The following is a 23,646-nucleotide window of genomic DNA, read 5'->3' as shown; positions in this document are numbered from 1 at the left end:
AGTCCCGAACGTGCCTTTGGCCGGGGTTTCCCCGGCTCAGCCGCGGTGGAGGGTGATCGTCGTCCAGGCGCCCACATGGACGCGGTCGCCGTCCTGGAGCGGGACCGGGACGAACGGCTGAATCGGTTCCTCCGAACCGTTGACCGTCGTGCCGTTCGTCGAGTTCTGGTCGACGACCGCCCAGCTGCCGTCCGGCTGCTGCACCAGCACCGCGTGCTGGTGCGAGACGCCCGGGTCCTCCGGCGGCGTCGACAGGTCGATGTCGGGGGTGTCACCGGTGGAGTGGCGCCGGCGGCCGATCGTGAACTGGTTGCCGGTGAGGGTGCGCTGCTGCTCGGGCGAGTACGCGGGCAGGTTCAGGCCCGTGGCCTCGGGGCCGGAGCGGTGCATCATCGCCATGAAGTAATCACGGTCCGGACCGATCGTCGCGGTCCAGGTCACCGGGGACTGGGGCTGCTGCGGGAAGCCGCCGGGACCGGGCGGCGCCTGGGTCGCACCGGGCTGCGGGTAGCCGTAACCACCGTGCTGACCCTGCCCGTGCTGACCCTGTCCGTGCTGACCCTGTCCGTGCTGGCTCTGGCCGTGCTGACCGGGGCCGTTCGGACCGCCCTGGCCGCCACCGGGGCCGCCGGACGGCGGGGGGATGACCCAGTCGTCGTCGCCGAAGGCGGGACCGCCCTGCTGCGGGGGCCGGCCGGTCTCCTGCGGGAATCCGGGCGGGGCCGGCGGACCGGACCGGTACGCCTGCGGTCCACCGGGACCTCCGGGACCGCCGTATCCGCCCTGGCCACCCGGACCGCTCTGTCCGCCGTGCGGACCGGGTCCACCAGGACCGTTCGGGCCGCCGGGTCCACCGGGACCTCCGTATCCGTTCGGTCCGGGCGGTGGCGGTACCGGGCGTGAGGGGTCGCCGCCGAAGCCGGGCGGGCCCTGCGGGATCGGCTCGGCCGGCCGGTTCACCTGTGACGGACGGGAGCCCTGGTAGTCGTAGGAGTCACCGCCGTTGCCACCGCCGTACGGGCCGGGCGGGGGCTGCTGCTGGTACCCGCCGTGACCACCCTGGCCGCCGGGTCCGGGGCCGGGACCACCCGGTCCGGGACCGCCGGGGCGCGGGGCTGCCGGGGTGTACGAGGTCGCCGTGTTCGTCAGGAAGTTCCACCGGCACTCCTCGCAGAACGGCGCGGCGCCCTCACGGGGCGTGCGGCACTGCGGGCACAGCTCCGCTCTGCCGCCGGGGCCACCGGGCCCCCCGTATCCGTCCGGGCCGCCGGGACCGCCCTGGCCGCCGGGGGGCGGGAATCCGTAGCCACTGCCGGGTGGTGGCGGGGGAGGAGGAGGCGGCGGCGGCACGGACCCCGCCATGCGGTGGCCGCACACCTCGCACCAGTCGTCGGAACCCGACTGGTGTCCGTTCGGGCAGGTCGGCATGTCGGCGCTTCCTCCTCTCCTTGTCCGGTCGCTTCCGACCGAAGTTCTCCGGCCCGCAGGCCGGGCTCGTTCAACTCGCGTTCACTTTTTTACACGAACAGTCTTGGTGGACCGGGTTTCGAGTGTCATCTCGTCGGCCTCCTCGACCCTCGCTTTCAGTCGCACAGTACCGGTCGCGGCGTCGACCACGTCCACCACCTTCGCAAGCAGTTTCGCAGTATCGGCGTTGCCGGAGGCACTCGCGAGCTGAACGGCCCGGCCCAGTTTGGACGTTGCTCCATCGAAATCGCCCACTTTGCGCAAATCAAGACCCTGCTGGATGACTTGTGCCAGTTCGGCCTGCCCGGTGTAGTGGGCGACTTGGGGGTTGATCGACGTCGAGGCGGCCATGTCGTCCGTCCACACGGCCCGTACCAGACCCTGCGCGCCGAGCTTCTGGACGCCTTCCGTGCCGCTCCCGGCCGGGGCGCCGCCGGGCTGCGGGATGATCAGCGAGAGCCGGGCAGCGAGCATTTCCTGCCCCACGTCGGCGGCCGGGACCTCGACACAGACGTGGTAGTCACGGGACTCGTCGCCCCAGGACCCCAGCGGGTAGTCGCCCGCGCGGGGGCCGGCCTCGGCACGGCGGTCGGTCAGCTCCTCGACCGTCGGCGCGACCTGTTTGACGAACTTCACGGTCGCGCCCAGCGGGGTCCACAGCCGCAGGCCGACGTCCGCGACCTCCTTGCCCATCGCCGTCTCCATCATCCGCGTGAAGTCGTCGGCGAGTCCGGCCGGGTCGGCGACGATGTCGGCGCTGCCGAGGAGGCCGGAGGCGATCGCTGTGACTTCTTTCACTTCCCAGTCGGTGCCCACGCCACGGGCGTCGCAGGTGAACCGCCCGGCGCAGGCTTCCAGGGCCGCCTTCAGATCCTCGGGCGACTCGTGCTCGTTGCGTCCGTCGGTGAGCAGGATGCCGTGCCGGATCGCCACGTCCGCCGACGCCAGCAGCCGGTCGGCCAGCTTGAGCCAGGTGCCGATGGCCGTGCCCCCGCCCGCGCTCAGCGTGCGCAGCGCCTGCTTGGCCTGCTCGCGGGTGGCGGAGTCGGCGACCGCGAGCCGCCCGGCGCCGGGGTAGACCTCCTTGGCGACATGCGTGCCGCCGACCACCGCGAAGTGCACGCCGTCGCGCAGGGCGTCGATCGCGGCGGCCGTGGCGTCGCGGGCGTTGCGCATCTTCGTCGGCGGATAGTCCATCGAACCGGAGCAGTCGACCATGAGCACCACGGCCGCCGACGGCCCCTCACCGGGCGCGTAGAGGTGGGGTGCCGCCACCGCGCTGCCGATGGTGCCGCCGCCGGTCGCGGTCACCGTGACGATGGCGTTGACCTCGCGGCCGCCCTCCGGCAGATACTCGTTCTGGTACACGCCCATCGAGAACTGCGGCACGTTCGACTTCGCGAAATTGGCCATGCCTGCTTCTCTCCCCCTGGAGAACCCCGACGAGCGGGGCGACGACAGAAGGCGGACCGGTCCCCTCCGGTTCGCCGGTGCTTGCCCGCAGCTCCTTGCGGTTTCCCTGCGGCTTCCCTGTACATTCCCCGCCAAGGGCTTGCCGTACGCGGCCTCAGGCCGATCCTGCCCCCTGCGGCACGGCCGGGAACGGGACGAGGGCCACTGTTACGTTGTCGTGGCCCCCGCCGTCGAGGGCATGGCCGAGCAGGACCCGCGCGCCGTGCAGCGGGCGGACGGCGGCATCGGCGGGGACGACCCGGGCCATCTCCTCGGCCGACTCCGCGTAGTTCCACAGCCCGTCCGTGCAGACCACGACCACTCCGGGCCGGTCCGGTTTGAACGACGCGGTGTGCGGATCGAGTTCGTACGCGTCGGCGCCGAGCCAGCCGGTGATCGCGTGGGCGCGCTGGTCGGCGTACGCCTCGGCCTCGCCCATCAGGCCCGCGGCGACCATCTGCGCGGCCCACGAGTCGTCCTCGGTGAGCCGGGCGGGGGGAGCGGCGCGGTCCACCGGGACCCAGTACACGCGGCTGTCGCCGACCCAGCCGACGACCAGCAGGCCGTCGGTCACCACGGTGCCGACGAAGGTGCAGGCCGGGGAGTTCTGGTGCGGGGCACGCTCCCGTTCCGTCTCGGGCTCGTCGGCCAGTGCGTTGACCGCGTCCGACGCGGCGAGGATCGCGTCGTGCATCGCCTGCTGCGGGTGCGTGCCGCGCGGCAGGGCGGCGAGCAGCGACGCGCTCGCCGCCCGGGACGCGGCCAGCGAGGCCTCGTCGGGCCGGGTCGCGGAGGAGACGCCGTCGCAGACGATCGCGACGGAGGCGGGGGAGCCGTCGGGCAGCGTGGTGGTGCCGATACCGAAGGCGTCCTCGTTGCGGTGGTGGCGCAGGCCGCGGTCGCTGACCGCGGCCAGCGGGCCGCATTCCTGTTCCATGTGGTCCCGTTCGCGTGGCTGGGCGTGGCCGCAGTTCTCGCAGTAGCCGTCGTCGTCCACCCTGCCCGCACGACAGGCCACGCACACGGTGCCGCCCGGGGCGGCTGTGCCCTGCTCGGCGGCCACGCGCGGGTCCGGGGCCTGCAGCGGGTACTCCTCGGGCTGCGCGCCCGGACCGGCGACGGGCTGCGCGCCCGGCTGCGGGGCCGGGACCGCGACCGGCTGGGCCGGGCGGTCGAAGCGCACACCGGAGGACCGGGGCGTCCCGCCGGCCGGCGTCCCGGCAGCCGGGGCCGCGGGGGGCGGCTCCGGGGGCGCGGGCGGGGGCACGGGCGGGGGCACGGGCGCGGAGTGCTGGGAACGGGGGTGAGGGTGGGGGTGGGGGTGGCCGGTCAGTGGCAGGCCGGCCGAGTCGGTGCCCGCCAGGTCCGCGGGCCGGTGCGTCGGGGCGGACACGCCGGAACTGTCCGGGCGGACGGTGGGCCAGTCCGGCTCGGTCGGCGTCGGCACCTGTGCAGGGCGAGCCGCCGGAGGGGCCGGGGGTGCCGGGGGTGTGACCGGGGGCCGGGGCGCCCCGCGCTCCGCCGGACTCGGCGACGGCACCGCGCCGTTCCAGCCGTTCCTGGTGCCCATGGCGTTCCCGGTGTTCATGGTGATCGTCGGATGGTCCGCCGGCGGTGCCGGGACGGCCGACAGGTCGTATCCGCACGCACCGCAGAAACGATCACCCGATTCGAGGGGTTCCTCGCAGCTCGGGCACTTCGACAGAGCGGCCTGCTGGGGCATTTGCGACATCAACTACACCCACGTCCGGGGGCGGTAACGGTTGGCACGTTCCACCAGGTCGATCCTCTCCTCACCGCTCCGCGCCAGCCGGGCCAGCGTGCGGTACGAGCGCTCGAGTCCGAAGCGCAGGTTCCGCTCGTCCAGTCCGCTGCCGAGCAGTGTCCGTCCCCCGGCGGCGTTCCGCTGCCCCCGTCCCGGCGGAGCCGGAAGCGGAAGCGGAACGGAACCCTGGCCCCCGGAGAGTACCCAGTCGAGCGCGCAGCCGAGGACTTCGGCCGCCAACTGCTCCCGGCGCGCCGGATCCAGACCGTACGACTCCAAGGCCTCGACCTGGCCCGCCGCGGCACTCAGGTCGTCAAGGAACGGTACGTCACCCGCGGTCGCGGTCCGCCCCCGCAGCCTGGCGCGTACGGACGCCACCCGCGCGGCCGTGTAGTGGATCGACGACTCCGGCACCGACTCCAGCGTCCGTACGGCGCCGAGCCGGTCGCCGGTGGCCAGCCGCACCCGGGCCAGGCCGAACGCCGCGCTCACATGGCTCGGGTCGGTCGACCACACCAGACGGTAGTACTCGGCGGCATTGTCGAGCTGGTCCAGCACCTCGGCGCACAGGCCGAGCGCCAGCTTCGGCGCGATCTCGCCGGGGAAGGCGTCGTAGACCGCGTCGAAGGCGAGCGCGGCACCCTCGTGGTCGCCGATGGCCAGGGCGGCGACCCCGCGGTACCAGACCACCCGCCAGTCGTCGGGGTTCTGCTCCTCCAGGGTCCGCAGCGCGGCCAGCGCGGTGTCGCGCTCGCCGGTCTCCAGCCAGGCCCGGACCTGCCGCAGCCGGGTCTCGGCCGACGGCGCGGGCGCGGCCGCCAGCGCGTTGACCAGCTCCCCGGGAGCGGAGGCCAGCAGCCCCGCGAGGAAACCGGCGTTGGGGTCGGCCGGGTCGACGCGCGGGACGGGCAGGGCGAGCGCCGCCGCGGCGGTGTCGACGGGCTTGACGAGGCCCGGGGCGGTGCCCGAGGGGGTGCCGGTGGGCACGGGGGTGCCCGGCCGTCCGCCCGCCGCGACGCCGCCCCCGCCTTCGGGGAGCTGCTCGGGTTGCTCGGGCTGCCTGAGCTGAGTGACCTGCGTGAGCTGCGTGAGCTGTCTGCGTCCCGGCCCTCTTCGGGGCACCGCCCGCGCCCCCAGCCGGGACACGTCGCCGTACGACTGGGGGAACAGCTCGGTGTCCGTCACCCGCAGCTCCGGACCGAACAGGGTCGACAGGGCGGGGCGGGCGCGGCCCGACTGGACCGAGACGACCTCGCGCAGGACGCCGGTGAGCTGCTCGGCCATCTCCTGTGCGGAGGCGAACCGGCGGCCCGGGTCGGGATCGGTGGCGCGGACCAGCAGCCGGTAGAACGACTCGTACTGCCGGAAGACGTCGATGTGGTCCGGGTCGGGCAGTGAGTCCGCGTAGACATTCGTGTAGCCCTGGAAGTCGAAGGTGAGGACGGCGAGCGTCCGGGCGACCGTGTACAGGTCGGAGGCGACCGACGGGCCGGCCTCGGCGACCTCCGGGGCCTGGTAGCCGACCGTGCCGTAGATGGCCGACTCGTTGTCGTCCACCCGGCGCACCGCGCCCATGTCGATCAGCTTGAGTTCGTCCTCGGTCTGGATCGCGTTGTCGACCTTGAAGTCGCAGTACAGCAGGTTGCGGGAGTGCAGATGCCCCAGCGCCTCGAGCGCCTCGATGCCGTACGCGCACGCCTGCTCCACCGGCAGCGGGTCCCGCCTGCCGTCCGGTGTGCGGCGGCCGTTGGCGATCTCCTTGAGGGCCTTGCCGCCGACGTACTCCATGACGATGTAGCCGTCCAGCGAACCGGTGCGCTGGTCGAGATGCTCCACGAAGTTGTAGATCCGCACGATGTTGGCGTGCTCGATCTCCGCGAGGAAGCGCCGCTCGGAGATCGCCGCCTCCATCGCGTCCTGGTCGCCCGTGTCCAGCAGGCCCTTGAGGACCACCCAGCGGTCCGAGACCGCCCGGTCCACGGCGAGATAGATCCAGCCCAGGCCGCCGTGCGCCAGACAGCCGACCACCTCGTACTGGCCGTGCACCACGTCACCGGCCCGCAGCTTCGGGACGAACGAGTACGGGTGGCCGCACTTGGTGCAGAAACCCTCCGTGCGGCCCGGCCGGCCGGCCCGCGCACGGCCCACCTGGGCGCCGCAGTCCGAGCGGGAGCAGAATCGCTTCCGCTCCGGCACCTCGGGGTTGTCAAGCACCATCGCGCGCGGGTCGGGCCGCGGGATCGGCGGGACCTGGACCAGCCCCGCGCCCAGCCGGCCCCGGCCGGAGGAGCCGCCGACGGACCCGGAGCTGCGCACCGACACCGAACGTTCGGCGCCGCCGCCCGGGAGCGAGCGGGAGAGGCGCCCGGACACCGAGCGCCGTGACTTCGCCGACTGCGACGGCTGGGACGACGTACGCGAACTGCGGCTGCCGGTACGGGCACTGCCGGCCGAGCCGCCAGAACCCCGTGAGCTGCGCGAACCGCGTGACTCCCGGCCGCCGACGGTGACGCCGGTCGGGGCCGAGCCGACCAGACCGGTCGGTGACACGACCGGGGCGAGCCCGCAGGTGTCGCAGTACAGCTCGCCGCCGCCGACGTCGTCGTAGGCACCCTCGCAGCCGGGACGCTGACAGGCACGGGGCGCCGCGGCGGCGGCCTGCGACGACCGCGCCTGCTGCTCCCCGTTCCCGCTCTGCTCCTGGGTCCCGCTCTGTTCCCCGGAACCGCCTTCGGGTTGCCCCTGGGGCCGGCCCTGGTGGTGCGTCCGGTTCTCCGCCTGACTCATGCGCCTGCCTCCCCCTTGTCACTCATGCGCCGGACCCCCACGCTCCCCGGGCGCGCCCCGACCGGACGGCCCGTAGGGGCCGGACTGCCTGTACGGACCGGACTGCCCGGGCACCTGTGGCTGCGCCGTGCCGAGGAGTTCGGCGGCGGCGTGCTGGTAGCGCAGCACCGCCTCCTCGGCGACCCGCAGATCGCAGGGCGCGCTCCACAGCATGCGACGCGCCTTCTCGTACCGCTCAGCCAGCACGGTGTCCTCCGCGAGGCCGTGCCGGGCGACCTTCGCCTTGTACGCGTCGAGCCGGCCGCGCAGCTCGGCGCGGATCGCCAGCGGCGCGGTGACCGCGGTCAACGACTCGCGGGCGCGCACCAGTTCGTCCTCGGCCTTCTGCTCCAGGGACTCCAGGAGCGGGGACAGCCGGTGCCACTGGGCGTGCCTGCGGTACTCGGCGGCCGTCGCCAGCTGCTCCTGCAGCGCGGTCGGCGGCCCGCTGACGGCCGGCACCTCCGTCGCGGCGATCTTCGCGAGCACCTCGCCGCGCGCCGTGCGCGCCTCGGCGAGCGTGCGGTCGGCGCGCGACAGGACGTCCCGCAGCCGCACGATCCGCTTCTCGGAGTCCTGGCGGACCGCGAGCACCGCGTCGATCTCGCGCCGCACCTCCTCCAGAGCGCGCGCCTCGCGGTCGTACACCGTCGTGTCCGGCCGGCCGCCGCCCGGCGCCGAACTGCCCTCCAACGGCTTCCAGAAGGCCAGCGGGTCGGAGATCACCTGTTCGCGCAGTCGGGTCAGGGTGCGGGTGATCCGCTCCAGGTCGTCGCCCGCCGGGTGCTCGCCGGGGCGGACCCCTACGGGGTGGGCGAGTCTGCGGGTGCGCTGGAGTTCGGCGGCCAGGAGATCGATCCGCGCGGGCAGCGCCGACCACACCGCGTCCGCGGCGACGACCATGTCCAGCGAGGACGCGTACAGCTCGTTCATCAGCTCGACCAGCGCGGCCAGCGAGTAGCGCTCGCTGAGGCGGCCCGCGCGGCCGTGGAGCGTCGGCGAGTTGGCGGTGGCGGTGGCCGAGCCCGCGACCGTGACGCACTCGCCGCGCAGCAGCTCCGTCAGCTCCACCAGGTCGTCGCGGCTGGACCAGCGGCGCCGGGCGCGGATCTCGCGGGCGGTGCGCAACGCGCCGGAGTACGCGTCGAAGTACGTCCACAGCAGCGTGATCGAGACCTCGGCGGCCTGCCAGCGCTGCTCGGTACGGCCGGTGAGGCGGGCGCCCTCCAGGAGTCTGCGGCCCGCGTGGTCCTGCAGGGCGAGGAGCGAGGTCTCGACCGCCTCGTGCTCCGCGCCGAGCCGCGCGAGCGCACGGTCCACCTCGTCCCGGTCCATCACCGGCCCGGTGGGATCCGTGTCGCCCATCGATCACCTCTCGCTGCGGGTCGGTCGTCGACGTTCGGTCGTTGACGTTCGTGCGTCGACGTTCGTGCGTGGTCCTGTGCGCATCGCTTTGCATACGCGGTGAATTGACGAAGGGTCAGCCCACGCGCAGGTACTCCGGTGCCGGTGGTTCGGAACTCCCTGGATCTTTGCCCAGAGTCTTCGACAGCCAACGCTCGTACGAGGCCTGCCATCCGTCCGTGGTGTCCTCGCCGAAGTCCACCAGGACCTGGTTGACCCGGCGCAGCAGGTCGTTCGCGCCCTTCTTCATCGCCACGCCGTAGTACTCGGTCGTGAGGGAGTCGCCCTTGAGCTCGACCGTCGGGTCCTGCGCGGCCTGGCCGGCGGCGAGCGCGGCGTCGGTGACGACCGCGTCGACCTCGCCAAGCTGCAGCCGTACCAGGCAGTCGAGCTGGTTGGGGACGGTGGTGCGGATGTCGGTGGACTGCGGGAGGGCCCCCGAGGCCTTGTCCTCCTCCAGCTTCGCGTACGCGGTGGAGCCCGCCGCCGTGCAGATCTTCCGGTCCGCGAGCGTGGGGCCGTACCCCTGGACCGGGGACACCTTCGGGGCCAGGACCTGCTGTCCCGTGGTGAAGTACGGGGCGGAGAACGCCACGTCCTTCAGGCGCTCGCAGTTGATCGTCATGGTGCGGACGATCATGTCGACCCGGCCGTCCTGGATCGCCGGGATGCGCTGGTCGGTGGGGATCGCCTTGAACTGGACCGCGTCCCGGTCGCCGAGTATGTCCTCGGCGATGCGATGCGCCAGGTCGATGTCGAAGCCCTCGAGCCGGCCGCTGTCCCCGCTGTTGGGGTCGCGGTAGCCCCAGCCGTAGCTGTTCTGGTCGATGCCGACGACCAGCTTCCGCCTCTCGCCCGGGCGGGCCTTGATCGCGTCGATGACCCGGCCGTCGGCGTCGGAGGGGGGCAGGGTCTGCTTCTCGGGATCGTCGCACTCCTCGGCCGCCTTCGCGCCCACGGCGTCCGTCAGGCCCTGGCCGGCGGTCCTCGGCTCCTCGTCGGGCCGGGAGGAGGACCCGGTGCTGGTCAGCAGCAGCGCGAAGACCAGCGCGAGCGCGCAGAGGGTGGCCATCGCGCCCACCCCGCCCCAGCCCCGCAGGCCGGCCCGCAGACGTCGTACGCTCCTCATCACGCCCCTCCCGCTTCACTCTTCACCGGTTCTCCGGTCACCGGTACTCCGACAGCCTGCGGCCGATACCCAGCACCGCGCCCGCCGCACCCAGCACGGCGAGGCCCGCGGCGCCCTGCGGGAGGCCCGTCAGCGCGTCCCGGCCGCCGGTGGCCGCCTCCCTGAACTCGCGCCTCTCGTGCGTCAGCGCCGAGGCCAGGCTCTCGTCGACGCCGTCGAAGCACTCGCCGGTCGCGCCCTCGCCGCCGATCACCAGGTCCAGGGCCTCCTGGTAGTTGCCGTTCTCGTCCTGCTCGCGGGCGGCGGCGTGCCGCTTCTTCCACTCCGTCATGTTGCTCACGGCGGCGGCCACCGGCTTCTCGCCGCTGCTGTCGTCCGCGAGTTCGCCGGCCCGGGCGAGGCCCTTGCCGAGGGCTTCCATGTCGTGCTGGAAGTCGTAGTCATAGGCGTCGTACGCCTTGTCGCCGACCTTCGTCGTCTCGGCGCCGCGGGCCACCAGCGTCAGGTTCTCGTTGCCGCGTGCCTTCAGGGAGGCGATACGGGCCTCGTGCAGCACACCGAGCGAGCGGACGCCGTGGTCGTAGGAGCCGTTCAGCCCCGAGCGGGCGAGGCTGTGGCCGACGACCAGCCAGAGCAGCACGACCGCCGCCGCGGCGGTGGCCGCGACCAGGCCGTGGTTGAGCACCCGGTGGGTCCGCAGGTACGTACGGCGCTGGGCCCAGGCGAGCGCGGCGAGGGCGACCGCACCGAGCGCGATCGCGGCCCACGGGTAGGGGGTCGCGTCCGCGTAGTCGGCGTCGAGGCGCTCGGTCTCCTTCTGGTAGAGCTTCTCCGCCGCGGGAAGCATCTCCTCCTGCATCTTCTCGTTCGCGTACCGCAGATAGGCGCCGCCCACCGGGTAGCCCTGACGGTTGTAGGTACGGGCGCGCTCCACCAGGCCCTTGTACTCGGGCAGCAGCTGGTTGAGCTCGGTGATCTTCGCCGCCGACGAGGAGCCCGGGTCGGAGTTGGCCGCGGCGTTGACGAGTTTGGCGGCGGCGGTGCGGATGCCCTTCTCGTACCGGTCCCGGGAGGCGGCGGTCTCCTGGCCCCCGGCCAGGAAGCCGCTGGAGGCCGCGGTGTTGGCGTCCGCGAGGGAGCGGTAGATGTCGGCGGCGTCCGAGGCGAGCGGCTGGCTGCTGGTGAGGACGTCGTCCGCCGCCGCGGCACGATCGGCCATCTGCCAGGCGGCGACCGCGCCGAAGGCGACGACGAGGGCGGCGAGGACCGCGCCGATGATCCTGAGGCGGCCGGGTTCGGTGGCGGCGGCCTCGCGCAGCCGGACGGCCCCCTCGGCGAACGCCGTGCGCAGGGGCGCCTCCGGCTGCCGGGACGCGGGGAGCCGGGAGCCGCCGGGTGCCTGCCGGGGGGCCGGGGCGCCGCCCGGCCCGGACTGCGGCGGTACGGCGGGCATGGCGGGCGTCGCGGGCGTCGCGGGCGCGGCCGCGCCCGGCGGTGCCGCGCCGCCGTTCGGCGTGTGGGTCAATTGACCTCCCCCGTGGTCATTCGTCCCCGCAAGTATCGCCGCAGGAGGCGACATATGCACCGGCCTTGGCGCGATCTTGATCCGACGGCCGTACGGTCACCGGGAATTCCGGCCCACGAGCGAGCCCCGGACGACCCTCCCCGTACCACCCCTGCCCACGAACACGCCGGGGGAATCCGGTTGGTTCCGGGCGGAGTTCGCGGGTTTTGGGAGGGCCGGGGCCGAGAGCTGCCCGGCGGGTTCACCGGAGCCCCGGGCCCGCCTCCGACCACCCGCCCTGACATCCGCCCGATCACCTGTCCGACCATCCACCCGCCCGCCGACTCGACCGCCCACCCGGTTCCTGGGCCGTTCTGCGGGTGAGGAGGTGAGGCGGATGAGGGCAGGAGTGGACGGCAGCACGTGCCCCTCGGGGGAGCGAGCACCCGCTCCCCGTGCCCCGCTCGCCCCGCCCCGCCCCGGCAGGTTTTCCTACCCCCGTTCGTAATGGGCCCGCAGCCGGTCCTGGGCGCTCGGCGGGGCCGTCAGGCGGTCCAGGCCAAGGAGGGCCGCGCCCAGCACCGGGGCGGCGGTGACGACCCGGGGGACGGCCTTGGGGGCGCGCTCGGCGAGCAGGGCGCGGACGCGGTCGTCCAGCCGGGGATGCCGGGCGGCCAGGACGCTGCCGCCCAGCAGGACGGGTGTCTCCTCGGCGAGCAGGTCCAGGCGGGTCAGCGCCACGACCGCCATCGACGCCACCTCGTCGGCCTGGCGGTCGACGATCGCACCCGCGACCGGATCGCCGTCGGCCGCCGTGGCGAAGAGCACCGGCGCCAGTTCGTGCCGGCGCCGGGGCGCGAGGCGTTCCAGGTGCAGGGCCTCGATGAGGGCCGACATGTCCGGGAGGCCGAAGTGCGCTGGGAGGGCGGTGGCGAGGGCGGTGGCGGGACCACGGCCGTCCTCGGCACGGGCCGCGTGCCACAGGGCCTCCTCCGCCAGGGCCCAACCGCCGCCCCAGTCGCCGGAGATGCGGCCGAGCGCCGGGAAGCGCGCGGTGCGGCCGTCCGGGCGCATGCCGACGCAGTTGATGCCCGCCCCGCACACGACGGCCACCCCGCGGGGTTCGGTGACCCCGGCGCGCAGGACGGCGAAGGTGTCGTTGCGGACCTCCACGGTGTCGCCCCAGCCGCGTGCCGCCAGGGCCGCCGTCAGCCGCTCCTCCTCGACGGGGAGGTCGGCGTTGGCCAGGCAGGCCGAGACGTGCGCGACGCCGGAGGCGCCGGCGGAGTCGAGGGCGGCGGCGACGGTCTCGGCGAGGGCGTCCACGGCCGCCGGCACACCCACGGCCGGCGGCCGGAACCCCCCGCCCCGGGCGGTGGCCAGGACCTCGCCGTCGTGGGCGACCACGGCGACGTCCGTCTTGCTGTTGCCGGCGTCGACGGCGAGGACGCCCGCGGTCAGGCCCACGTGAGGTGCTCCCGGTTGTGTGCGACGAGCCGGTCGGTGAGCTTCTCGGCGTACTCGTACTGGCCGATCAGCGGGTGGGCGAGCAGGGCGCGGAAGACCCGTTCACGGCCGCCGCGCAGGGCCGCGTCGAGCGCCAGGTCCTCGTAGGCGGTGACGTTCGCCATCAGGCCCGCGAAGAGCGGGTCCACGCGCGGGACGGGCAGCGGGCTCGCGCCCTTGGGGCCCACGGCCGCCTGCACCTCGATCACCGCGTCCTCGGGGAGGAACGGCAGTGTGGAGCCGTTGCGCGCGTTCACCACCTGGTACGGGCTGCCGGCCCCGCGCAGCAGGGCCGCCGCCAGGTCCACGGCCGCCTCGGAGTAGTAGGCGCCGCCCCGCTCGGCCAGCAGCGCCGGTTTCTCGTCGAGGGCGGGGTCGGCGTAGAGGGCGAGCAGCCGGCGCTCCATGCCGGCCACCTCGGCGGCCCGGGACGGCTTGGTGCGCAGCTCCCGTACGACCTCGTCGTGGGCGTAGTAGTACCGCAGGTAGTACGAGGGGACCACGCCGAGGCGGTCCAGGACGGCGCGGGGCAGCCGGAGGTCGGCGGCGATCGCGTCGCCGTGCTCCCGCAGCAGGGCGGGCAGCACGTCCTCGCCCCCGGGGCCGCCCCGGCGCACCGCGGTCTCCCAGGTGAGGTGGTTCAGGCCCACGTGGTCGAGGTGCAGCCCGGCGGGGTCGACGCCGAGGCGGGCGGCGAACTTCCGCTGGAGCCCGATGGCGACGTTGCACAGCCCCACCGCCCGGTGCCCGGCCTCCAGCAGCGCCCGGGTGACGATGCCGACGGGGTTGGTGAAGTCGATGATCCAGGCGTCCGGGTTGGTGCGCTGGACCCGCTCGGCGATGTCGAGCACCACCGGGACCGTGCGCAGCGCCTTGGCGAGGCCGCCGGCACCGGTGGTCTCCTGGCCGACGCAGCCGCACTCCAGCGGCCAGGTCTCGTCCTGCTGCCTGGCCGCCTGCCCGCCCACCCGCAGCTGGAGCAGCACCGCGTCGGCGCCGTCCACGGCCGCGTCCAGGTCCGACGTGGTGACGATCCGCCCGCCGTGCCCCTGACGGGCGAAGATCCGGCGGGCCAGACCGCCCACCAACTCCAGCCGGTCCGCCGCCGGATCGACCAGCACCAGCTCCTCGACCGGCAGGGTGTCCCGCAACCGGGCGAAGCCGTCGACGAGTTCCGGCGTGTAGGTCGAACCCCCGCCGACCACGGTGAGTTTCATGAAGTCAACCCTTTCAACCCTTTCAGGGGGCGTGCGGAGCGGGGCCCCGGGGCGGGCGGACGCAGGCCCGTCCCGGCTGGACGAGGGCTTTCCATCAGGAAAGTTTCCTGTTGGACGACGGAGAGGAAGCGAGGAAAGTAGATCAAGGCGGAGGGAGCGTCAAGAGGGGGAGCGGCCGGGACGCGGAAGAGGGCGGTACCCGGGACTCCCGGGTACCGCCCTCTTGGAGCACTACTTGGCGCGCCGTGTCCTTTGCCGTGGCTCTTCGCCCCGGCCCTCCGTCGTGCCGCCGGCTGCTTACTTCTTCGTGTTCGGCGGCAGGGTCAGCGGGGACGCCGCGAGGGACTGCGGCGAAACGCTGCTCGCGTACGCGGACGGGGGCGCGACGGACGCCGCCGGGTCGGGGCCCTCCATCTCCACCGGGGCGGTGGCGCCTCCGACGATGCGGATGCCGGCCGCGTCGAAGGCGCGCTTGATGCGCCAGCGCAGCTCGCGCTCCACGGTCAGGGACTTGCCGGGCATGGTCTTCGCCGAGACGCGGACCACCATCGAGTCCAGCAGGACGGAGTCGAGGCCGAGGATCTCGATGGAGCTCCACAGGAGCTCGTTCCAGGGCTCCTCCTTGCTCATCCTCTCGGTGACGGCGACGAGGGTGGCCTTCACGTGGTCCAGGTCCTCGTCCGCGCGGACCGTGACGTCGACGTTGGCGGTCGCCCAGCCCTGGGAGAGGTTCCCGATGCGCTTGACCTCGCCGTTGCGCACGTACCAGATCTCGCCGTCGGCGCCGCGCAGCTTGGTCACCCGCAGGCCGACCTCGATGACCTCGCCGGTGGCGACGCCCGCGTCGATGGTGTCGCCCACGCCGTACTGGTCCTCGAGGATCATGAACACGCCGGAGAGGAAGTCCGTCACCAGGTTGCGGGCACCGAAACCGATCGCGACACCGGCGACACCGGCCGAGGCCAGCAGCGGGGCCAGGTTGATCTGGAAGGTGCCCAGGACCATCAGCGCGGCCGTGCCCAGGATCAGGAACGACGCCACCGAGCGCAGCACCGAGCCGATCGCCTGCGAGCGCTGGCGCCGCCGCTCGGAGTTGACCAGGAGCCCGCCGATCCCGGTGCCGTCCACGGCCTGGCCGGTCCGGGACATCCGGTCGATGAGCTTGGTGATCGCCCGCCGCACGACCACTCTCAGGATGGTGGCTATCACCACGATGAGCAGGACCCTGAGCCCGATCGCGAGCCAGGTGGACCAGTTCTCCTCCACCCAGCCGGCGGCGTTGGTGGCGCTCTCGTGGGCATCCTTGAGCGTGGGCACCATCGGGGTCCCGGAATCCGAGGGGGTCGGGGACGGCTCCTCGGCCAGGGGGACGGCGGACAGGGACACGGCGGGTACCTCCAGGTGGCACGGTCTGCCCCCGGTGCGCGGTCAAGGTCTTCGAGGTCACAAAAAGGTCACCGGTGCGGGCAGAACCACCACACTAACGGGGCATTGCGGGTGGACCCGCACGAGGAGTGGAGAAGAGACGGCCCTCACCCGGGCCCGCCCCGGCCCTCACCCGGGCCCGCCCCGGCCGTCACCCGGCCCGGACGGGCCGTGGCCTCGGAAGCCGGACCGCGTCAGGCCGCGTCAGGGCCGCCTCCGTACCGCGTCCGGACCGCGTGTGGTCGAAAACACTCCCAGCCCGTTACCGGTACATGGTGGCGCTACGACCAGGCATGAGGAGAGACTGACTACGGATCGTCCCGGCGCGAGCCACGCGCCGCCGGCGTACAAGGAGGCATCCGTGCCGCATGTCCTGGTTCTCAACGCGTCGTACGAGCCGCTCGGCGTCGTACCGCTCCGCCGCGCGCTCGTCCTCGTCCTTGAGAGCAAGGCCGTATGCCTCGAGGAGTCCGGCGCCTACCTGCACAGCGCGACCGTCACAGTCCCCGCACCCAGCGTGGTCCGGCTCAAGCGATTCGTGCGGGTCCCCTACCGGGGGCCCGTTCCACTCACCCGCCGCGCGCTCTTCGCCCGCGACGGGGGCCGGTGCATGTACTGCGGTGGTGTCGCAACCAGCGTCGACCACGTCATCCCGCGCAGCCGCGGGGGCAAGCACGTCTGGGACAACGTGGTGGCGTCCTGCCGCCGCTGCAACCACGTGAAGGCCGACCGTCACCTGTTCGAGCTGGGCTGGCGGCTGCGCCACAAACCGGCCCCGCCCACCGGCCTGGCCTGGCGCATCATCGGCACCGGCCACCGCGACCCGTGCTGGCTCCCGTACCTCCAGCCCTACGGCGCGGACGACGCGATGGCCCGCATCGACGGCCTCTCCCGGGTGGACGGCATATCCGCCTGACCGGCCGAGCTGCCCGACCCGGGCCTGCCCGGCCCCGGCCCGCATTGAGCACGACGGCACGACGGCCATACCCCGGCCCCGGTGAACCCCCGTTCCCCCGGGCGCCGGGCATGGCCGCCGCGCCGGCCGGTCAGGCGTACCGCAGTTGGGACGGGTCGGCCGAGCGGCGCAGCAGGGGGAGTGCCGTGGCCGAGGCCAGGAGGCAGGCCGCGTAGGCCGCCGGGGGGACCAGCAGGGCGGCCCAGGGCAGGGACGGTGCGTTCGTCAGCGTGCCGTAGCCGGTGCCGACCGCCATGCCGCCGACGCCTGCGAGCAGTAGGGCCGGTGCCAGGGGCAGTGCGGTCTCCAGGTGCAGCGCCCGGTTCAGCACCGAGCGCGGCACACCGGCGGCGGTCTGCGCGGCCAGTCCCCGCCGGCGGGTGGCCAGCGACTCGGCGGTGCCGACGGCGAGGCCGCTCAGGGTGATCAGTACCGCCACCGTGATCGCCGCGGCGGTCAGGTTCAGGCCTGTCGTGTAGTACGCCGTGGAGGCGCCCAAGGTCTCCCGGTCGCGGTGCAGTACCGCGAGGAACGCGTGGCGCACGCCCATGAACCCGGTGCCGACGACCGTCACCAGCAGCATGGCCGCATGCGTACGGGCCGCCGCCCACGGGTCGGCGCGCAGCCGTTCCGCCGCGATCAGCACCGCCGCCGACCCGGCCCGGTCCGCGAGCACCCGCCCCATCAGCCGGGAGGAGGCTCCGGCCAGCCACACCGCGCCCGCGCCGACCGCGAGCAGCGCGGCGAACACCGTCACCGGGAACTGCCAGGCGATCTTGCCGGACGGACCGCGGCCGTCCATCGCGGTCACCACGCCCGCCGCCACCACCAGCGCCGCCCCGCCCGCGAACAGCCGGCCGGGACCACGTGCCGAACGGATCTCCGTCACCCGGCGCACCGGGCCCAGCGGCGAGGCCACCACCCGGCGCAGTGCCAGCGCGCCCGCCGCCGCGCCCAGCCCCGGTACCGCAAGGGCGACCAGCGCGACCACGACCCAGGCGAGGGCGTCCGGCCGTGCCTCCAGGCGCAGCAGGAGCAGCACCGAGAAGACGGTCGCGACCGCCGAACCGAGCAGGCAGGCCAGTCCGGTCTCCAGCGCGGCGATCCGCCGTACCTGCCAGGGCGTCGCCCCAGCCAGCCGCAGTCCGGCCAGCCGCCGGTCCCGGTGCACGGCGCCGACGCGGGCGCACTGCCCGAGGAACCCGAGCACCGGGACCAGCAGGAGCAGCAGAGCGAGGATCACTCCGGCGCGCGTCCCCGGCTCGTCGACCAGTCCCTCGGCGACGGACGTGCTGGTGCTGCGGCCACCCAGCGACAGCAGGACGCCGGCGGCGAGCGCGCACCCGGTCGCCAGCGCCGCGCCGGTCGCGGTGAGCGTGACCCGCCACCACTCCCGCCGGTCCGAACCGTGCGTGAGCAGCCAGGCCAGCCGCAGATCGGAACGCAGGGTGGGGGAGGAGTGCGTACCTGGAGAGCCGGCGGCGTTCACGCGGTCACCTCCAGCGGTGCGAGCGTCCCGTCGCGCAACTGCGCCTCGCGGTCGGCGTACGCGGCCACCCGGGCGTCGTGCGTGATCAGCAGCACCGCCGTGCCGGCCTCCCGGGCCGTGTGCGCCAGCGCCGTCATCACCTGCTCGCCGGCCAGCGAGTCCAGGGCGCCGGTCGGCTCGTCCGCGAAGACCACCCTCGGGCCGGTGACCAGAGCCCGCGCCAGCGCCGCCCGCTGCGCCTGCCCGCCGCTCATCTCGCCCGGCCGCGACTCCGCCTGCCCGCGCACCCCGAACCGCTCCAGCCACTCCCCGGCCCGCTCCCGCGCCTGCGCCCGCCCGGTACCGGCCAGCATCAGCGGCAGCGCCACGTTGTCGAGCGTGGTCAGCTCCGGAACGAGCTGCCCGAACTGGAACACCACCCCGAAGTCGGTGCGGCGCAGCTCGCTCAGCCGCTTCTCCGGCAGTTCCTCCAGCCGCTGTCCGTCGTACGTCACCGAGCCGGCGTCGGGGCGGACGATCCCGGCCAGGCAGTGCAGCAGCGTCGACTTGCCGCTGCCGCTGGGGCCGGTCACCGCGAGGATCTCCCCGGCGCGCAGCTCCAAGGAGGCGTCGCGCAGGGCGAGCGTTTTTCCGTGCGCCTTGACCAGGCCGCGGGCCGCGAGCAGCGGCTGTGCGGCGCCGTCGTCGTTGTCGGCACCGTTGCCGGCGCTGTCGCCCGTCGGGCTCCCGCCGCTCCCCTTGCTCCGGTTGCTCATGCTGCGTCGACCTCCGCGGTCAGAGTGGTGAGCCGGTCCGCCGTGGTGGTCATCCAACGGAGGTCGGCATCCAGGTGGTTGAGGGCGTAGTCCGCCGAGAGCACGGTCGCCAGCCCGGCCCCCGCCGCGGACTTCACCGCGGTGAGCTCCCGCATCCGCCCCATGTGGGCGGCGCGTTGGGCGCTCAGATACGCGGCCGGGTCGCCGCCGGACAGGATCGACACCACGACCTTGGCGAAGATCTCGTTCGTCACGAAGGGGGCGGGCGGGGCGATCTCCCCGGCCCAGCGGGAGAGTTCACGCGTCCCCTCCTCCGTCACGCGGTACGCGGTCCGCTCCGGGCCGCCGTCGGACTCGGTGCCGTCGACCTCGGCGAGGCCGTCGCGGACCAGGCGTTGCAGGGTCGTGTAGACCTGCCCGTAGGCCAACGGGCGGGCTTCGGGGAATTGTTCGTCGTGGCGTCGCTTGAGGTCGTAGCCATGGCTCGGCCCCGAGGCGAGCAGGCCCAGCAGGATGTGACGGGTGCTCATAACGAGCATTATGCACTGAGTACATGTACTGAGTGAATAGTTGCCGCCGAAGAGATTTCCGACGCTTGCCCCACCCCCCCGCCCAGTTCGCGACCGCGTACGCCTCTGCCGGCCCCAGCGAGTAGCCGTACTGGGTGGCGCGGGTCTCGCCCTGGACGCGGAGGTGGTGGGTGCCGGGTTCAGCGTTTCTCAAGCTCCGCCCGGGCAGCCCGCTGACCGTGCTCGCAACCACTGGCCCATAACACACGTGCCATATATCATCGAGATGATGAACGGTGAGCGGTACACGGTCGAGATCGAGCCCGAGGTGCGCCTCTGGCTGGAGAACATCCCGGCCCGCCAGTACATCACCGCCGAGCAGAAGGTCGACCGGCTCGCCGAGAACGCCACCACGCTCGGCGAGCCCTACACACGTCATCTCGGCGGCAAGCTCCGTGAGCTGCGCTTCGACCTCGATGGCAACGCCCAGCGCATCACCTACTGGATCGCGTCCCACCGCCGCATCGTGCTCCTGACGGTGTTCCGCAAGACCAAGATGCGCGAGACGGCGGAAGTGGAACGTGCCCACGCCGCCCAGGCCGCCTGCGAGGCCCGCCACGAACCGGCCGCCGAACACGCCGTCTACCACCGCAACATCAAGGAGGAACTGCGATGAACCACGCCGAGTGGAAGACCCGCCGCCACCGCAAGCTCCTGAGCGAGGCGGCTGAGGACAACCCCGAGTACGACCGCCTCTACGAAGAGGCCGAACTGGCCCACGACCTCGGCCAGATGGTCTACGACCGGCGCACCGCCCTCGGCCTGTCCCAGACCGAACTCGCCGAACGCTGCGGAATGAAGCAACCTCAGATCTCCCGCATCGAAGGCGGCGGCACCGTCCCCACCATCCCCCTTCTCCGACGGCTGGCCCGTGCCCTCGACGCCGACCTGAACATCAACCTCACTCCTCACGGCAACGCCGCCTGAACGAGCACCCCGAAAGCCGGTATGCATCAGGCCGAACGGCGCCCGTTCGGCCTGATGCGGCACCTCACTGCCCACTGCCCATGGCCCGCCGAGCAGCACCCTCCAGGCGTGTTCCCCGTCAGCCGGTGGAACGCGAGGGTCCGGCCGGAGGCGCGGCGCGCGACGCCCCCGACTGTCAGTCCGCGACCGCGTACGCCTCCGCCGACCACAGCGAATAGCCGTACTGGGTGGCGCGGGTCTCGCCCTGGACGCGGACGTGGCGGACGTCGGGTTCGTCCATGCGGACCGTCTCCCGGCCGCCGGCGCTGTCCGCCACCTCCGCAGCCGTACGCCAGCTGTGGCCGTCCGCCGAGACCTCGACGCGGTACGCCGACGGGTGAGCGTCCTGCCAGTGCAGCGCGACCTTCCCGAGCCGCACCGGGCGTTCCAGATCGACCTGCCACCAGGAGTCGTCCTCGACGGGGGACGACCAGCGCGTCGCCGGGTCACCGTCGTTCGCCGCCGAGGCGGGGAAGTCGGGCGTCTCGTCGGCCGAGGAGCTCGCCGTGCCGGTGCGGGCCAGGTCGGGCCCGGCGGTGCGCGGGACGGCGTTGACCGGCAGCGTTTGTGTCACCCCGCCGAAGCCGAGCCGCACCTCGTACGACCGGACCGGCGTCCCCGGCTCCACCGTCACCTCGACGGGCACCTCCACGGGCGTGCCGCGCGGGACGGTCAGGGCGCCCTTCGGAACCCGTACCTTCACGCCCTTCGGCGCCTCGACGGTCACCTTGCCGCGCACCTGCTCGGGGAGCAGCGAACCGAGCGTGGCCGTCAGCCGCCGGGTGCCGCCGATGTCGGTGTCCGCGGGGCCGTCCGGCAGCGTCAGCGAGACGCAGGGCTCGTCCGTGAACCACGGCACGACATGCCGTACCCGGGAGGTGTCCGCGCCGGTGACGCGGACGGCGCCGGCCGGGCCGTCCACCCGCAGCTCGGTGGCGCCGGACGCGGTCAGCGCGCCCAGGCGGCGCCAGCCCGCGCCCGGCGCGTGGATCTCGACCGTCCCCGTGGTGCCGGGCTCGGCCAGGACCGTCACCGTGCTCAGGTCCCGGACCCGCGGCAACTGGAGCACGCCGTCGTCCGTCCGGCCGCCGGACCCGGCGGTCGCCTCGCGGCCGATGCCCGCCCAGGTCTCGTACGCGTCCCGGGCCCGGTTCAGGAACGGGTCCAGGACACCCTTGCCGACCGTCACCCGGGTCGGCTTCAGCAGCCCCCGCCGCTCGGCCAGCTCCCGGTACGCGGTCCAGGCGGCGCCCGCGTCGTCGGACTCCTGCGCGCGCAGCATGTCCAGCACGGTGAGGCCGGCCTCGCCGTAGCGGGCCAGCTGCCCGGACCAGGGGGCGACCTCGTCGGCGAGCGAGGCGGTGCGCGGGTCGCCGGCCAGGGTTTCGGGCAGCTCGCGCAGCACCGTGAAGGCGGCGCGCAGTCGCCTCTCCGCCGCCCGCCCGTCCTCGCCGTCCGCGTCCGCGCGGGTCCGCCAGAACTCCTTCAGCAGCGGCCGCAGATACGCCGACTCCTCGGCGCCGAGGACCGAGGACGCGTCGTTGCCCGCCAGCGCGGACAGGGCCTCGTCCAGCCCGGGGTCACCGCCCGCGAGGTCCTTGATCGCGGCCCGCCAGGACTCCTGGGGGCGGTAGTCGCGCGGGTTCCAGGCGAAGTCGGCGGCCGTGAACAGGGGGATGCGGGACGCCTCGGGCTGCTCCATCGCGTTCGCGAGCAGGGCGGCCGAACCGGCGGCCACGGCGGGCTCGCGGCCCTGGTAGGGGCCGAGGAAGATCCGGCCCGGGGCGAAGTCGTTGACCGGGTAGTTGTCCATGGTCACCAGCGGGCGCGCGAACACCCTCCGCGCCTCGGCCAGGTCACCGCCCGTGATGGTGCTCGGCACCACCCCGACCCCGGTCCACGCCACCTCCACCCCGGAGTCCAGGGCGTCCGAGAGGGCCCGCCGGTACGCGGTCGACCCGTCCTCGTAGTACTCCGTCGGCATCAAGGAGAGTGCTGCGGCGTGAGGATGACGGTCCGCCAGGTGGCGGGCCACCGCGTTCGCCACGTACGCCTGGGCGCGGGCGGCGGCGTCGGGGCCGGAGCCGAAGCGGTCCGCGTCCGCGTCGCAGTGCCACTCGCTGTAGCTGACGTCCTGGAACTGCAACTGGAAGGCGCGGAAACCCAGCGCCCACATCGCGTCCAGCTTGCGGGTCAGCGCGCGCAGGTCCTTGTCCGAGGCGAAGCACATCGCCTGGCCCGGGGCCACCGCCCAGCCGAGCGTGACGTGGTTGCTCCGGGCCCGCTCCGCCAGCTCCCGGAACTCCGCGCGCCGGCGGTCCGGGTACGGCTCGCGCCAGCGGGCCTGCCGGTGGAGGTCGTCGCCGGGTGCGTACAGGAACCGGTTCTGCTTGGTGCGGCCCATGAAGTCCAGCTGACCCAGGCGCTGTCGGTGCGTCCACGGGGTGCCGTAGAAGCCTTCGGTGACCCCGCGCACGGCGGTACCCGGCCAGTCGCGTACGACGGCGGCCGTGAAGGTGCCGTCGGGACGAAGGAGCTGACGCAGCGTCTGGACGGCGTGGAACAGGCCGTCCTCGCCCGCACCGGTGAGCGCGACGGTCTCCTTGCCGACGGTCAGGGTGTAGCCGCCGGAGGGGAGGGCGTGGAGGTCCGGCTGGGGGGAGCCCGCAGACCGGTCCGCGCCCATCCGCACCACGAGCGCCCCCTTGGGCGCCTTGTCGCCGGGGGCGGTGAACCGGCGCGCGCCGGCCTCCCGCAGCAGCGTGCGCAGGGCGTCGACGGCATGAGGGTCGGCCGACGCGTCGGTGTTCAGGACTACCTCGTCGGTCACCGCGACCGGGGCCCCGTTCGCCCGCAGGGACTGCGGACGGGGCCAGACGGCCAGGTCCGCCTCGGCCCGGTCGGGAACGGGGGACGTGGTCGTCCCGGGAACGGAGGGGGCCGCCACGGAGACGGGCGCGGCGCCCAGGGTTCCGGCGACCACCGCGAACGCGAGGGCGGCCGCTCTCTTCCCATGCCGTAGCTGCAAGGCCCCTCCAGAGGAGACAGAACCAACCCGTGACAGACCAGGAGCCCACCATTGTGCTCCGGACGTGTCAACGGGAGTGGCCGTTGTGGCGGGTTTGCCCGCATGTGAGATGAGGGAACGGGAACACAATGTGAGCAGGAGCACGTTCCACGGATTGGGGTGCCTGCCTCCGCGCCCGCTGGGTAGGGG

At 73.6% G+C, this 23,646-nt stretch carries 18 protein-coding genes; 4 read left to right on the top strand and 14 right to left on the bottom strand.

Annotated elements, in window-relative coordinates; translation table 11 throughout:
- Window positions 1-36 precede the first annotated feature (36 nt).
- From ACFPZI_RS00295 to ACFPZI_RS00285, 3 genes are all read right to left on the bottom strand, one after another.
- Window positions 37-1,428 carry an FHA domain-containing protein gene (locus tag ACFPZI_RS00295; RefSeq protein WP_381356469.1) on the bottom strand — a complete coding sequence of 464 codons (1,392 nt, stop codon included), beginning with the start codon at window positions 1,426-1,428 and terminating at the stop codon, window positions 37-39.
- Window positions 1,429-1,509: 81 nt separating this feature from the next.
- Window positions 1,510-2,880: a vWA domain-containing protein gene (locus ACFPZI_RS00290; protein ID WP_381356467.1), complete on the bottom strand. Its 1,371-nt coding sequence runs from the start codon at window positions 2,878-2,880 to the stop codon at window positions 1,510-1,512.
- 154 nt (window positions 2,881-3,034) lie between these two features.
- Window positions 3,035-4,489 (bottom strand): PP2C family protein-serine/threonine phosphatase, encoded by a 1,455-nt coding sequence (locus ACFPZI_RS00285; RefSeq protein ID WP_381356464.1) that lies wholly within the window; start codon window positions 4,487-4,489, stop codon window positions 3,035-3,037.
- Between ACFPZI_RS00285 and ACFPZI_RS00280 the strand changes: the two genes are divergently transcribed.
- A complete protein-coding gene (locus tag ACFPZI_RS00280; protein WP_381356461.1) occupies window positions 4,410-4,679 on the top strand; it encodes a hypothetical protein in 270 nt (89 codons plus the stop codon). The genes ACFPZI_RS00285 and ACFPZI_RS00280 overlap by 80 nt on opposite strands.
- Here ACFPZI_RS00280 and ACFPZI_RS00275 read toward each other — a convergent pair.
- From ACFPZI_RS00275 to ACFPZI_RS00245, 7 genes are all read right to left on the bottom strand, one after another.
- Window positions 4,655-7,471 (bottom strand): serine/threonine-protein kinase, encoded by a 2,817-nt coding sequence (locus ACFPZI_RS00275; protein ID WP_381356458.1) that lies wholly within the window; start codon window positions 7,469-7,471, stop codon window positions 4,655-4,657. The genes ACFPZI_RS00280 and ACFPZI_RS00275 overlap by 25 nt on opposite strands.
- A gap of 18 nt (window positions 7,472-7,489) precedes the next feature.
- Window positions 7,490-8,875: a coiled-coil domain-containing protein gene (locus tag ACFPZI_RS00270; RefSeq protein ID WP_381356455.1), complete on the bottom strand. Its 1,386-nt coding sequence runs from the start codon at window positions 8,873-8,875 to the stop codon at window positions 7,490-7,492.
- A 115-nt stretch (window positions 8,876-8,990) separates the two neighbouring features.
- Window positions 8,991-10,043, bottom strand: coding sequence for a glutamate ABC transporter substrate-binding protein (locus tag ACFPZI_RS00265; RefSeq protein ID WP_381356452.1), 1,053 nt, complete (start codon window positions 10,041-10,043; stop codon window positions 8,991-8,993).
- A gap of 37 nt (window positions 10,044-10,080) precedes the next feature.
- Window positions 10,081-11,568: a hypothetical protein gene (locus ACFPZI_RS00260; protein WP_381356449.1), complete on the bottom strand. Its 1,488-nt coding sequence runs from the start codon at window positions 11,566-11,568 to the stop codon at window positions 10,081-10,083.
- A gap of 471 nt (window positions 11,569-12,039) precedes the next feature.
- Window positions 12,040-13,014 (bottom strand): N-acetylglucosamine kinase, encoded by a 975-nt coding sequence (locus tag ACFPZI_RS00255; protein WP_381356446.1) that lies wholly within the window; start codon window positions 13,012-13,014, stop codon window positions 12,040-12,042.
- A complete protein-coding gene (locus tag ACFPZI_RS00250; RefSeq protein WP_381356445.1) occupies window positions 13,005-14,270 on the bottom strand; it encodes a 6-phospho-beta-glucosidase in 1,266 nt (421 codons plus the stop codon). The genes ACFPZI_RS00255 and ACFPZI_RS00250 overlap by 10 nt, the downstream gene beginning before the upstream one ends.
- Window positions 14,271-14,567: 297 nt before the next feature.
- Complete coding sequence (locus ACFPZI_RS00245) at window positions 14,568-15,656, bottom strand: mechanosensitive ion channel family protein (protein WP_381356442.1); 1,089 nt, start codon at window positions 15,654-15,656, stop codon at window positions 14,568-14,570.
- Window positions 15,657-16,056: 400 nt separating this feature from the next.
- On the opposite strand from ACFPZI_RS00245, the gene ACFPZI_RS00240 reads away from it, so the two are divergent.
- Window positions 16,057-16,611, top strand: coding sequence for an HNH endonuclease (locus ACFPZI_RS00240; protein ID WP_055594740.1), 555 nt, complete (start codon window positions 16,057-16,059; stop codon window positions 16,609-16,611).
- Between the two features lie 130 nt (window positions 16,612-16,741).
- On the opposite strand, the gene ACFPZI_RS00235 is transcribed toward ACFPZI_RS00240, so the two are convergent.
- The 3 genes from ACFPZI_RS00235 to ACFPZI_RS00225 are packed head-to-tail and all read right to left on the bottom strand — an operon-like array spanning window position 16,742 to window position 19,424.
- A complete protein-coding gene (locus tag ACFPZI_RS00235) occupies window positions 16,742-18,139 on the bottom strand; it encodes an FtsX-like permease family protein (protein WP_381356439.1) in 1,398 nt (465 codons plus the stop codon).
- Window positions 18,136-18,894, bottom strand: coding sequence for an ABC transporter ATP-binding protein (locus ACFPZI_RS00230; protein WP_381356436.1), 759 nt, complete (start codon window positions 18,892-18,894; stop codon window positions 18,136-18,138). Before ACFPZI_RS00230 ends, ACFPZI_RS00235 begins: the two co-directional genes overlap by 4 nt.
- Window positions 18,891-19,424, bottom strand: a complete 534-nt coding sequence (locus ACFPZI_RS00225; RefSeq protein ID WP_381356433.1) for a PadR family transcriptional regulator — start codon at window positions 19,422-19,424, stop codon at window positions 18,891-18,893. Before ACFPZI_RS00225 ends, ACFPZI_RS00230 begins: the two co-directional genes overlap by 4 nt.
- A gap of 268 nt (window positions 19,425-19,692) precedes the next feature.
- On the opposite strand from ACFPZI_RS00225, the gene ACFPZI_RS00220 reads away from it, so the two are divergent.
- Together ACFPZI_RS00220 and ACFPZI_RS00215 are read left to right on the top strand one after the other, a co-directional pair.
- Window positions 19,693-20,079, top strand: a complete 387-nt coding sequence (locus ACFPZI_RS00220; protein ID WP_381356430.1) for a type II toxin-antitoxin system RelE/ParE family toxin — start codon at window positions 19,693-19,695, stop codon at window positions 20,077-20,079.
- Window positions 20,076-20,390, top strand: coding sequence for a helix-turn-helix domain-containing protein (locus ACFPZI_RS00215; protein ID WP_381356427.1), 315 nt, complete (start codon window positions 20,076-20,078; stop codon window positions 20,388-20,390). Before ACFPZI_RS00220 ends, ACFPZI_RS00215 begins: the two co-directional genes overlap by 4 nt.
- A 175-nt stretch (window positions 20,391-20,565) precedes the next feature.
- Here the strand turns inward: ACFPZI_RS00215 and ACFPZI_RS00210 are convergent, their stop codons facing one another.
- Window positions 20,566-23,457: a beta-N-acetylglucosaminidase domain-containing protein gene (locus ACFPZI_RS00210; protein ID WP_381356425.1), complete on the bottom strand. Its 2,892-nt coding sequence runs from the start codon at window positions 23,455-23,457 to the stop codon at window positions 20,566-20,568.
- Between the last annotated feature and the right edge of the window lie 189 nt (window positions 23,458-23,646).

This window comes from Streptomyces chlorus, assembly GCF_042655885.1.
GTDB lineage: Bacteria > Actinomycetota > Actinomycetes > Streptomycetales > Streptomycetaceae > Streptomyces > Streptomyces chlorus.
This window is presented reverse-complemented; position numbering and strand designations above follow the sequence as displayed.